General features: G+C 52.6%; 9 protein-coding genes. 7 read left to right on the top strand and 2 right to left on the bottom strand.

Features of this window, described 5'->3' with window-relative positions; translation table 11 throughout:
* Positions 1–147 precede the first annotated feature (147 nt).
* Positions 148–1989 carry a copper amine oxidase N-terminal domain-containing protein gene (locus PKO01S_RS16170; RefSeq protein WP_127532471.1) on the bottom strand — a complete coding sequence of 614 codons (1842 nt, stop codon included), beginning with the start codon at positions 1987–1989 and terminating at the stop codon, positions 148–150.
* 205 nt (positions 1990–2194) lie between these two features.
* On the opposite strand from PKO01S_RS16170, the gene PKO01S_RS16165 reads away from it, so the two are divergent.
* Positions 2195–3388: a GNAT family N-acetyltransferase gene (locus tag PKO01S_RS16165; RefSeq protein WP_127532470.1), complete on the top strand. Its 1194-nt coding sequence runs from the start codon at positions 2195–2197 to the stop codon at positions 3386–3388.
* Between the two features lie 46 nt (positions 3389–3434).
* On the opposite strand, the gene PKO01S_RS16160 is transcribed toward PKO01S_RS16165, so the two are convergent.
* Positions 3435–4676: a hypothetical protein gene (locus PKO01S_RS16160; protein ID WP_127532469.1), complete on the bottom strand. Its 1242-nt coding sequence runs from the start codon at positions 4674–4676 to the stop codon at positions 3435–3437.
* 529 nt (positions 4677–5205) lie between these two features.
* On the opposite strand from PKO01S_RS16160, the gene PKO01S_RS16155 reads away from it, so the two are divergent.
* The 6 genes from PKO01S_RS16155 to PKO01S_RS16130 all read left to right on the top strand — a co-directional run bounded on the left by PKO01S_RS16155 (position 5206) and on the right by PKO01S_RS16130 (position 11923).
* Positions 5206–5670, top strand: coding sequence for a CtsR family transcriptional regulator (locus PKO01S_RS16155; RefSeq protein WP_127532468.1), 465 nt, complete (start codon positions 5206–5208; stop codon positions 5668–5670).
* A gap of 57 nt (positions 5671–5727) precedes the next feature.
* Positions 5728–6237 (top strand): UvrB/UvrC motif-containing protein, encoded by a 510-nt coding sequence (locus PKO01S_RS16150; protein ID WP_127532467.1) that lies wholly within the window; start codon positions 5728–5730, stop codon positions 6235–6237.
* A gap of 23 nt (positions 6238–6260) precedes the next feature.
* Positions 6261–7346 carry a protein arginine kinase gene (locus tag PKO01S_RS16145; protein WP_127532466.1) on the top strand — a complete coding sequence of 362 codons (1086 nt, stop codon included), beginning with the start codon at positions 6261–6263 and terminating at the stop codon, positions 7344–7346.
* Entirely contained in the window at positions 7343–9811 is a 2469-nt protein-coding gene (clpC, locus tag PKO01S_RS16140; RefSeq protein WP_127532465.1) for an ATP-dependent protease ATP-binding subunit ClpC, read from the top strand. Before PKO01S_RS16145 ends, clpC begins: the two co-directional genes overlap by 4 nt.
* 255 nt (positions 9812–10066) lie before the next feature.
* Positions 10067–10603 (top strand): YfiT family bacillithiol transferase, encoded by a 537-nt coding sequence (locus PKO01S_RS16135; RefSeq protein WP_127532464.1) that lies wholly within the window; start codon positions 10067–10069, stop codon positions 10601–10603.
* 309 nt (positions 10604–10912) lie between these two features.
* Positions 10913–11923 carry an ABC transporter substrate-binding protein gene (locus tag PKO01S_RS16130; RefSeq protein WP_407669658.1) on the top strand — a complete coding sequence of 337 codons (1011 nt, stop codon included), beginning with the start codon at positions 10913–10915 and terminating at the stop codon, positions 11921–11923.
* The last annotated feature ends 137 nt before the right edge of the window (positions 11924–12060 follow it).

The following is a 12060-nucleotide window of genomic DNA, read 5'->3' as shown; positions in this document are numbered from 1 at the left end:
CCAAGCACGATGAAACCACTGTCTAATGATAGTGGTTTTTTTGTTATTGAATTGACCCGCCTAAATGGCCATAATAAAAGCTGTCCAATCGATGACGAACGAACCGTCATCGATTGGACAGCTTAATTTTATTAACCTCATTAGCGTTTACTTATCTGTATCAATAACATTCACTCGCAGTTGGTTGTTCATGCTGTCGCCCGTTACCCGGACTAGCTTGTTGCCGACCGCTGTGATGTCATCTCCGCGGTTCAAGCGCAGCGGACCGATATCGGTCACTGGCTTCATAATCGTACCTTTATCATCAATCAACATATATTGTGTACTTACATATTGATCGGCTGTCCACTTCTCCCATACAACCGCATACTTGCCGCTCTCCAGCTTGACCAGCTTCGGGCGTACGGCGTTTTCTTTGTTCTTATCCGTAAAATCCGTTAACCAGACAACACCGACTTGCTTCTGATAATTGATTCCGCCGTTGAAGTCGTAGAAATGATTCAGCGGCGAGTCTTGTCCAACCGAATCAACGACATGCTTGCTTACGATATTCCACTGGCTGTCTCCGTCGTATTCTTCGGTCGATTGTTCGTTAAAGTTTTGCACAACATGAACGATGAACAAGTTGCGCGATTCGTTCAGATAGTCCGATGTTTTGTTGTTATCGAACGTTTTCTCGGAGGAGCCTAGTACGATATATCCGCTGTCCGTTTGTACGAGACCGCCTAGCTCGGAGTACGTTTTGTTATCGTTGGACCACTTGTAGGCTCCAAGATTTTTGCCGGCCGGATTGACGGGATCGTTGTCATGCTCCGTTTTGAACGTGAACACGACTTGGCCTGATTGCTGTTTGGTCAAATAAAATCCTCGCGGATAATTATCGGCCAGGTCAAGCAGTACAAAATCATGACCGTCATAGATTAACCGTTGATCGAAGGAGTGGCTTGCCGTCCAATGCATGGAGGCCTCTTCGTCAAGCGTCATCGCGTCGGTGTTCACGACGAACAAGATACCGCTTTGATGATTCAACCCATCCGAGGTATTCTTATGTTGGGTTTTGCCCATATGTACGGCAACTTGATGATTGCCATACGCTAATCGCGAACCCGCGTGGGAGATTGGCGTCATCACATCGAAGCCTGTCTTATTATCGGTCGGCAGATCGTATACGCCTGTCTGGCTCCCCGACTTGTCGAACTTAACGAGTTTAACGTTGGAGCTCATGTCCTCGTCTTTATTCGGTTTGGCATAGAGCACATAGTAGTTTCCTTGATCATCCTTCACCATTCCGCCGAACATCTCATACGGTTTCGCAAAGGATAGACTGGCGGCAACGGAATAGGAGTCAGTCAGTTCTGAGATATGAACCTCTTTCTCGTCGTCCCACGCCACTGTAATCCTCTGATCCGGATTCACATAGGTGATAATTTCAGGAGCGCTGCCATAATTGTTGCTCCAGCTGGAGGGGGCAATCTGGTCTGCCGCGCTTGCATCGTAAGGCGTCCCTTTCGAATCAAAGAGTGCGCTCGAGTATCCTTTGACCGATGCCAGTTGCTGCGCCATACGGTTGGTGAAAATAACGCTGTTCGACGTTTTGTCCCACTTCACGTCGTTGCCGGTCGACTCGCCGATGAACCGGAGCGGTACGTAGACTCTGCCGCCAATGGTTTCAGCAGATGCATCTAATTCAACCCAGTCGTCATTCACGATCGCGCCGGGATAGCCGACTGTAATTTCGATGTTGAGCTTGCCTTTGCTTGCTGTCACGGTTTTGCTCTCATTGTTCCATTGGACGGGAATATCCAGCGCTTTAAAAATAGGGCCGAAAGGTACAAGCAGGCTTCCTTTTCGGTTGATCGGTTCTTGCTCTAACGTATACGACTTCCCGTCGATAACGACAGAAAATTTCGGTGCCGCCCATACCGATGACATCGGCAGCAGCGCCAGTCCCAGCATGGACGCCAGCATTACGGATTTAATCTTGTTCATACTTTCTCCCTCTGCGAACCACCGAACTGTTGCATTACGGTCGATTCTCCACAATAATATGCATAATGGAAATATTATACGTTGGTAAATTTCATTAAGGCAATAAAATATTAATTTGTTATATAGGTTATTCAGGTGTGGATAACAATCATGCAGGTTAAGAGCAAGTTGATCCACATTTTATTCACGAAAGGGGATAACTAGCATGAACGTAGAGATTCGAAATATTCCGGAACAGCATTACGAGGATGCACTGGACTTATCGTCATTTGCCTTTCAGATTCAGTTAACCGAAGAAGAGCGGGCGGGACGGCGTGCAAAGTTCAAACCGGAGGAGCGCTGGGGAGCGTTCGAGGACGGAAAGCTGTTGGCGCAGCTCACGCTGCTGCCGCTTCATATTTATTTGAATGGCCGAAAATATGCGATGGGCGGAATTGCGGGCGTGGCGACATGGCCGGAATACCGCAGACAAGGGCTTGTCTCGAAGCTGCTGCGCCATTCGCTCCAGACGATGCGAGAAGCAGGGCAGACGGTGTCGTTGTTGCATCCGTTCGAGTTTTATTTCTACCGCAAATACGGGTGGGAGATGCTGACGGAATACCGGAAATATACGATCGCGTCGCATCTGCTGCCCGCAAGGGTACAAGTTCCGGGAACGGTCGAGCGATTGGCTAGGCCGGATACGGAATTGCTGGCATCTATATATGAGCCGTATGCCGAGCGCTATAATGGAATGCTGTCGCGATCTGCAGATTGGTGGACGGAGCGGATCTATGTCCGGAAGAAAGGGCAAACGGCTGTATACCGTTCGGAGGATGGACAACCGCAGGGCTATATCATTTATGACGTGAAAGAAAGCGTAATGACGATTCATGAACTGGTGCACAGCAACGAGACAGCCCGCCGGGCGTTATGGACATTCATTGCGAACCACGACTCGATGGCGAAAGAGGTAACGGTAATTGCGCCGATCGATGGCGATCTGGCGCTGCTGCTCGATAACCCGCGAGTGAAGCAGGAGATCGTCCCTTACTTTATGGCTCGGATTGTGGATAACGAAGCGTTCATTGCACAATATCCGTTCCTCTCCACAGGAAGTCCACATGATGTGTATATGCGCATACATGACCGGGATGCACAATGGAATGACGGATGGTTTCATCTACATGTGGATAACGTGGGCAGCGGAGTCATGTCCCGAGTTGCTGAAGTACAAGATGCGGAGCGGTTGGCGAACACAGTAGAGTGCGATATCCAGACACTTACGAGTATCATGTTCGGCTATCGAAGACCAGTCCGGCTGAAGCAGCTAGAGAAACTGACAGGAAGCGAGCGGGCAGTTCAATGTCTGGAGCAGCTGATCCCGACTGCGAATACCTTCTTATATGATTTTTTCTAAAAATAAAGGTCGGCTTCCTTCAGAGAGGGGAGACCGACCTTCGTTTTTAATCCAAATCAGATGCTGCTTCCAGCGGGATCGGTATGGCAGGCGCCTTCCAATCTATCGCAACGTCGCCCATGCCGAGCTGTTTGAGCGTATCAAGCGGTGCATATAAGTGATAATTAACGACACGGCTGTTCGTATCGTCGAGGGTCAGCCGGTGTTTCTGCAGCGACAGCTTGAACCGATAGGAAGAGGTATCGTTTCGCGTCGTAATCTCTTTATGGACCTGGAGCCCTAAACGCTCAACGAACGGTTCAACAGGGACGTATACCTTGTGGTCCGTACCGATGAAGGCAAGAGCTGCAGACATTTTCCACATGCCGCCGCTGTAATCACCGCCGAGCGTAAGCAGTGCTTCCGGCTCATATTCCGCACTTACTGGCGTGACAGGAAGATCGTCTACTTCAAGCGATGGGTTAGGAACCGGCCAGCTCTTCGGAGGGAAGCCGGTATTCATGTTGGTGTTTTTCGGTCTTGGGTCATTAGGACCAATGATGCGAGTCGTTTCGTCTTTCACGCGATATGCGAGCAACTTGTTGCTGCCCATTAGAGAGATCACGACTTCGTCGGACGTATCGGAATAATAGTAGGAGTAGCCGTCGGCGATCGGTTTCAGCTTGTACGTCGACGGGTCCGTTATGTAGACTTTATTGTCGATGTTGACGACCAGCTGCCCATCATTCGTGAACTCAGTCCGAATATAGCCTCTTCCGGACCAGAGCTCATGGATCGTACCGGAAGTCATATCTTTGAGGAACAAGGTATTGCTGCGCCGGGGCGTAAAGCCCTGTTCTCCGGTATTGCGTACCGGTACATAATGATTGAACATCAGATACCCGCTCTTCCCGGTCGGAGACATCGTATACGGCTGTCCGTCGATTAGCGTTTTGCGGGAAGGATCGTACATGAACCGCTTGTTGTACAGGAGCGGATTATCGGAATCGAAGTACACGAACGGATTGGTATACGGTTTATAGAACAGGTACGGATACTGCATGATCGAGACGTCAGAAAGTTTGCTCCATTGCCCTTGACGGTCAGCATAAATAACGGAGAATCCGTCCGTGCCGTCACGGTCATATATCTGATAAAAAGTTTCTCCGCTTCTCTTGTCATGATAAATCGGGTGAACTTCTTCGTATTCGCTGATTGGCTGTGCAAAAGCTCCGGCCGATGCGAGAACCGTCCCCGCTAACAAGCTGCCGCTCAGCAATGATGCGAGCTTTATTATTCGAAATGGCATGGTAACACTCCTTGAAAGTTAAAGTTTGAATGTCCGGATCATGATGATGTAACCGGATAGACGGACGATTCCGGACAAAGGTTGCGAAAAGAGGAAGAAAGGCACGTATAAACCGGACATGTACATCCAACCCTAATAAAGACGGACAGACGGGGAAAGACAAACTGTCAGACAATTATGACGAATATGTCTCCAACCTCTTGACCTTCGTGCAATAAGTCGTATAATGAGATTAAAGTCAAAGAAAGTCAAAGTCAGCGGCACAGGGTTCGCAGCCCGTGTTGAGGACGGATAAGAACGATGCAAGAGGCGGATACGCATACGCAGCAAGCACATTGAGGATTGGCTCGACAGTGCCTGCCGAGAGGTTCGGTTGAACGTATCGTCCGCACAATAGAAGTGCGGCGGCGTGAAGCTGAGCGCGATGCAGCTGACGCTACATCGGTCTTGCGGCTAATGCTTTGACCAGCTAACAAGCAGTACAATCCGTAATACCACGAAGCAAGCGCATCATGAGGGAGGTTGGTGCATGCGTAACATTTCCGATCTCATCGAACAATATTTGAAACAAATGCTTCAGGAGAGCAACGAAGGTGCGGTCGAGATTCAGCGCAATGACCTAGCAGACCGGTTCTCCTGCGTCCCATCGCAGATCAATTACGTGATCAGCACGAGATTCACGCTGGAGAAGGGCTATTTGGTCGAGAGCAAGCGAGGCGGAGGCGGATACATTCGCATTCAGCGCGCCGAGCTTCCTGCCTTGAAAACGATCACGCCGTACCTGAGCGGCATTATCGGGGACAGCGTCGATCAGAGCGCGGCGGAAGGGCTGATCTATCAGCTCGAGGAAGCCGAGCTCGTCACGAGACGGGAAGCACAGCTGCTGAAGGCTGCCGTATCTCGCGAGGCGATCGCTCTGAAGCTGCCGCTTCGCGACGAAGTGCGGGCGCGCATTATGAAGGCGATGCTCATCGCTTTGCTGACGAGGTCATAGCGGCTTGGCGGCAAGCGGCGGTGAGGGCAGTCCGATCGGCAAAGGAGGGAAGGCGGCTTGAACTGTCAGGAATGCGGCAAGAGGCCGGCAACGCTTCATTTTACGAAGATCGTGAATGGAGACAAGAACGAATACCATATTTGCGAATCGTGCGCCAGAGATAAGGGAGAAGGCATTCCCGGCTCGGCGAACGGCTTCTCGATTCACAGCCTGCTGTCCGGCTTGCTCGATTTCGAACGGGTAGGACAAGGCGCGAAGCAGGATACGCTTAGATGCGAGGATTGCGGACTAACCTATGCGCAGTTCAGCAAAATCGGCCGGTTCGGCTGCAGTTCCTGCTACCGCAACTTCGAGAATAAACTGGATCCGTTGTTCAAACGGGTTCATGGCAACACGGTCCACGTCGGCAAAATCCCGAAACGCTCCGGCGGCATCATCCAATCGAGACGAGAGATCGAACGGCTGCGGCGGGAGCTGCACGTCCGGATCGATAACGAGGAGTTCGAGGCAGCGGCTCAGATCCGCGACCGAATTCGAGAACTTGAACGGAAAGCCGAAGGGCTGTAAGCGCGAAGGGAGGATGTTCGATTGTGTCGAAGAGAAGGTTCGCCGAGCAGCCGCTCAGCGATTGGATGAAAGGTAAAGGTCCGCATTCGGACATCGTCATCAGCAGCCGCATCCGGGTAGCCCGCAACCTGCGGACGTTCCCGTTCCCGATGCTGGCGACGAGCCAGCAATCGCTTGAGGTGATGAACCGGTTAACGGGAGTCGTGTCGCAGAACAAGTTGGGCGAGCTCGGAAGGTTCGAGACCTACAAGCTGACAGAGCTCAGCGAGCTGGAGAAGCGAGTGCTGGTCGAGAAGCATTTGATTAGTCCGAACCTTGCGAACGAGTCGCGCAACGGTGCGCTTATTCTGAACGAAGACGAATCCGTCAGCATCATGATTAACGAAGAAGACCATCTGCGAATCCAATGTTTATATCCCGGGTTTCAAATACAGGAAGCTTGGGCGTTGGCAAGCAGCATTGACGATATTTTCGAAGAACAGGCAGATTACGCCTTCGACGAACGAAGAGGATACTTGACGAGCTGCCCGACTAATGTCGGCACCGGCATCCGCGCATCGGTCATGATGCATTTGCCGGCGCTCGTGTTGACGCAGCAGATCAATCGCATTTTATCCGCGGTTACGCAGGTAGGCCTTGCAGTACGGGGGATGTACGGCGAAGGCAGCGAGTCGCTTGGCAATCTGTTTCAAATCTCGAATCAAATTACGCTGGGACAGTCCGAGGCCGAAATAATCGACAACTTGTACAGTGTAGCGCAGCAAATTATCGAACACGAGAAGGCGGCGAGAAAACGGCTTGTAGCCGAATCGCCGATCCGTATCGAGGACCGGGTAAGGCGCTCCTACGGCATTTTGTCGCATGCAGCCGTAATGGATTCGAAGGAAGCCGCGCAGCGGCTGTCCGACATTCGGCTCGGCATCGATCTGGGGATGATCGAGGATCTGTCGCAGCAGGACATGAACGAGCTGATGGTCATGACGCAGCCGGGATTTTTGCAGCAGGTGTTCAATGAAGCGTTGAGCCCTGAAGCGCGGGATGTCCGGCGGGCGGAGTTGATTCGCAGCTTAATATCGCAGCACAACAATCATGGGGGTGTATCGCAATGATGTTCGGAAGATTCACGGAACGTGCACAGAAGGTGCTTGCTTTGGCGCAGGAGGAAGCAGTTCGACTTGGCCATAACAATATCGGAACGGAGCATATTTTGCTCGGCTTGATCCGCGAAGGGGAAGGCATTGCGGCGAAGGCGCTCATCGGTCTCGGTCTCGGACTTGAGAAAATCCAGGATGAAGTAGAGGCGCTCATCGGCCGCGGCCAAGAGCAACCTACGAATATCGCTTACACGCCACGTGCGAAGAAAGTCATCGAGCTGTCGATGGACGAAGCGAGAAAGCTTGGCCATACGTACGTTGGAACAGAACATATTCTGCTCGGGTTGATTCGCGAAGGCGAAGGCGTCGCTGCACGCGTGCTGAACAATCTTGGCATCAGCCTGAACAAAGCTCGCCAGCAAGTGCTTCAACTGCTCGGCAGCAGCGAAGCCGTATCAAGCAGCCATGGCGCGCCATCGAACGTTAGCACGCCGACGCTGGACGGTCTGGCCCGCGACTTGACCGCCTTCGCCCGCGAAGGCAATCTTGATCCGGTTATCGGCCGCAGCAAAGAAATCGAGCGCGTCATTCAAGTGCTGAGCCGCCGGACGAAGAACAATCCGGTGCTGATCGGCGAACCGGGCGTCGGTAAGACGGCAATCGCGGAAGGTCTCGCTCAGAAAATTATTGCAGGCGAGATTCCGGAGACGCTGCGCGATAAGCGTGTCATGACGCTCGACATGGGCTCGGTTGTAGCCGGTACGAAGTACCGCGGCGAATTCGAGGACCGTCTGAAGAAGATCATGGACGAAATTCGCCAAGCGAACAATATTATCCTGTTCATCGACGAGCTGCACACGCTGATCGGCGCAGGCGGCGCAGAAGGCGCGATTGACGCATCGAACATCCTCAAGCCTTCGCTGGCCCGCGGCGAACTGCAATGCATCGGCGCGACGACGCTGGATGAATACCGCAAATATATCGAGAAAGACGCTGCTCTGGAGCGCCGCTTCCAACCTATTACGGTTGACCAGCCTTCGCCAGAGGAAGCGGTCCAAATTTTACACGGTCTGCGCGACCGTTACGAAGCGCACCACCGCGTAAAAATTACGGACGAAGCGATCGAGCAGGCGGTTAAGCTGTCTGACCGTTATATTACGGATCGGTTCCTCCCGGACAAAGCGATCGACTTGATCGACGAGGCATCGTCCAAAGTAAGACTCAAAACGTACACGGTACCGCCGAACCTGAAGCAGTTGGAGAACCGTCTGGAGGACATTCGCAAGGAGAAGGATTCCGCGGTTCAATCGCAGGAGTTCGAGAAGGCGGCAGCTCTAAGAGATACGGAGCAGAAGCTGCGTGAAGAGCTCGACGTGACGCGCAATCAGTGGAAAGAGAAGCAAGGCCGCACCGATTCCGAAGTAACGCCTGAGGATATCGCACAGGTCGTCGCAAGCTGGACCGGTATTCCGGTCAGCAAGCTGGCAGAGGAAGAGACGCAGCGCCTGCTGAAAATGGAAGACATCCTGCATGACCGCGTCATCGGCCAGACCGATGCGGTGAAGGCTGTATCGCGGGCGATCCGACGCGCTCGTGCCGGCCTGAAAGATCCGAAGCGTCCGATCGGTTCGTTCATCTTCCTCGGCCCTACGGGTGTCGGTAAGACGGAATTGGCCCGCGCGCTTGCGGAATCGATGTTCGGCGACGAGAACGCCGTCATCCGTATCGATATGTCGGAGTATATGGAGAAGCATTCGACATCCCGTCTCGTCGGAGCGCCTCCAGGCTATGTCGGCTATGAAGAAGGCGGCCAATTGACCGAGAAAGTTCGCCGCAAGCCGTACTCGGTCGTCCTGCTCGACGAGATCGAAAAGGCGCATCCGGAAGTGTTCAATATCCTTCTCCAAGTGCTGGAGGACGGACGTCTGACGGATTCGAAGGGTCGCGTTGTCGACTTCCGCAATACGCTCATCATTATGACGTCCAACGTCGGTGCGGACCAAATCAAACGTAACTCGACGCTCGGCTTTACGGCTGTCCATGACTCGGGCCGCGAGTTCAACCAAATGAAGGACAAAGTAATGGGCGAGCTGAAGAAGAGCTTCCGTCCAGAGTTCCTGAACCGGATCGACGAGACGATCGTCTTCCACTCGCTCGAGCAGGAGCACATTGCGCAAATCGTGACGCTGATGTCCGATGAGCTGCGCAAGCGCCTGAAAGAGCAAGAGGTCGACTTCGAATTGACGGATGCTGCGAAAAACTTCTTGGCGAAGGAAGGCTTCGATCCGCAGTACGGCGCTCGTCCGCTTCGCCGGGCAATCCAAAAGCATATCGAGGACCGGCTGTCCGAGGACCTGCTGATGGGCAACATCACGAAGGGCGACTCGCTCGTCATCGACGAGAAAGACGGCGAGCTTGTAGTGAACCGCTCAAGCGAAAGCGGGCAGCAAGTAGACAATGCGGAGCCTGCGAATAAGTAACGAATAGAGACACCGTGCAGCCCAGTGCTGCGCGGTGTCTTTTTGTGGCGCATGCCGCGCTGCGCGTTAGTCTGCCGAACTCTTCATTTTGAACACATTAGCGCTTCTGGGAGATTCGTTAGTTCTTGCTGCAGCTCTTCTCTTATGCTCCAATGCTGTGAAGCCTAGCTTGCGGAGCACCAGAGAGCGTGATAGTCTGGTCATAATGATGGTCAATGGTCTTTCTAGAAACTATTAAACAAGGGAGAGGATCGAATGAACGAACTGGAGCAGCTTCGATTTCCGATCGGACATTATGAGCCAAGCGGGACGATTACGCAGGAGCAACGCAAGCAGTGGATCGAAGAGATCGGGCAACTTCCGGCTGAACTGTACACTGCAGTAGACGGGCTTAGCGAGGAACAGCTCGACACGCCTTACCGGGATGGCGGGTGGACGCTTCGCCAAGTTGTACATCATATCGCGGACAGCCATATGAACTCGTATACGCGGTTCAAGCTTGCTGTGACGGAAGATTCTCCGACGGTCAAGCCTTATTACGAGGATCGTTGGGCAGAGTTGGCTGACGGTGCGCATGCGCCGATCAGATTGTCGCTGTCGCTGATCGAAGCGCTGCATGAGCGTTGGTTTATTTTTCTGCAATCGCTGCAGCCGGAGCAGTTCGAACGCGGGTTCATCCATCCAGAGCACGGCCGGACGATGACATTGGGTTATGTAACAGGCATGTATGCATGGCACGGCAAACATCATGTTGCGCATATTACGAGTCTGAGAGAGCGCAAAGGCTGGTAGATGTACCGTTCAAAAAGAGGACTTAAGCCCCGTATCGGAATTTATTTCCGTGCGGGGCTTTTTAGCTATTGACGAGTGTGGAAGCCGATGGTAATATTCTAATCACACTAAGTCAATAGGAATTGTCAAATTAATGAGTTCAGCTCGTTGATTGCCGACCAGGCATCTGGAGGCCTTTACGACGGAGATAATCCGAGTAAAGGCCTTTTCGCGTATGCAGGTCACCCAAGAGAAGCATTAGGAGAGGACGTGACGGAGATGAGGAAGAAAAGCACGGCGACGAATAAATGGGCATGGACCATAGCGATTATGGCACTTGCAGGTGTGGTGATACTTGCAGGCTGCGGTAACGAAAGCAAATCGAAGGTAAGCGCTGGCAGCGGATCCGAGTATGAAACGCTGGAGCTTCGTTATCAGGGAAGCGTAGGGTCGGTTACATATCCGGAGCTTGCGGAAGAGCTTGGCTACCTCGCTCCGCTCAAGCTGAAGTGGATTGGCAACACGATTAGCGGTCCGCAAGATATTCAGACGGCTGCGACGGGACAATCCGATTTTGGCGGTGCGTTCAACGGGGCGATCATTAAATTGATTTCGGCGGGTGCGCCGGTGAAGGCCGTTATTGGCTACTACGGCATTGACGAGAATACGTACGGCGGATTCTACGTGCTTGATGATAGTCCGATTAAGACGGCGAAAGATTTGATCGGCAAAAAAATCGGCGTCAACACGCTCGGCGCACATTCCGAGTTCGTTATCAAAGAATACTTGCGCCGGAACGGACTGACCGAGGATGAGATCAAGCAAGTGACGCTTGTCGTCATTCCGCCGGTTAACTCCGAACAAACGCTTCGCCAGAAGCAAATCGACGTAGCAGCGCTCGGCAGCTTGCTTCGGGACAAAGCGTTGGAGCGCGGCGGCATCCGCCGGTTGTTCAGCGATTACGATCTGTTCGGCACGTTCACGGCGGGCAGCTACGTGTTCACGAACAAATTTATTAAAGACAATCCGAACACGGTTCGGAAGTTCGTCGAAGCGACCGGCAAAGCGATCGAATGGGCGCGTACGACGCCTCGCGAACAAGTCATCGCCAAATATAAAGAGATTATCGAAAAGCGTGGACGCAAAGAGGACGCGACCGCGATTCAATATTGGAAAAGCACCGGCATCGCAGGCAAAGGCGGCTACATCCGCGAGAGCGAGTTCAAGGTATGGACCGACTGGCTCGTCAAAGACGGCGAACTCAAGGAAGGCCAGATTAAATTATCCGATCTTTACACGAACGAGTTCAGCGCCTTCCAGAACGACCAAGAGAAAAAGTAGCTTAACGGGGAGCGTGAGTTCTACGGCCTCGGGTGAAAGACAGGCAAGACATAGGGAGTATGAGTGGATTAGAGATAGATAGAGACAAAGATAGAGATACGGCCAAAAGATAGAGATCGAATCGGGTAGGATACGGC

Origin of the sequence: Paenibacillus kobensis NBRC 15729 (genome assembly GCF_004000825.1) — a bacterium.
Classification (GTDB): Bacteria; Bacillota; Bacilli; order Paenibacillales; family Paenibacillaceae; genus Paenibacillus_T; species Paenibacillus_T kobensis.
Note: the sequence above shows the minus strand (reverse complement) of the source record. Positions and strands in the feature narration are given on the sequence as shown.

Excerpts from the sequence above, each read along its gene's own strand:
- PKO01S_RS16165 (WP_127532470.1), top strand. The coding sequence starts at position 2,195 with ATGAACGTAGAGATTCGAAATATTCCGGAACAGCATTACGAGGATGCA.
- PKO01S_RS16170 (WP_127532471.1), bottom strand. The coding sequence starts at position 1,989 with ATGAACAAGATTAAATCCGTAATGCTGGCGTCCATGCTGGGACTGGCG.
- PKO01S_RS16130 (WP_407669658.1), top strand. The coding sequence starts at position 10,913 with ATGGCACTTGCAGGTGTGGTGATACTTGCAGGCTGCGGTAACGAAAGC.
- PKO01S_RS16135 (WP_127532464.1), top strand. The coding sequence starts at position 10,067 with ATGAACGAACTGGAGCAGCTTCGATTTCCGATCGGACATTATGAGCCA.
- PKO01S_RS16155 (WP_127532468.1), top strand. The coding sequence starts at position 5,206 with ATGCGTAACATTTCCGATCTCATCGAACAATATTTGAAACAAATGCTT.
- clpC (WP_127532465.1), top strand. The coding sequence starts at position 7,343 with ATGATGTTCGGAAGATTCACGGAACGTGCACAGAAGGTGCTTGCTTTG.
- PKO01S_RS16160 (WP_127532469.1), bottom strand. The coding sequence starts at position 4,676 with ATGCCATTTCGAATAATAAAGCTCGCATCATTGCTGAGCGGCAGCTTG.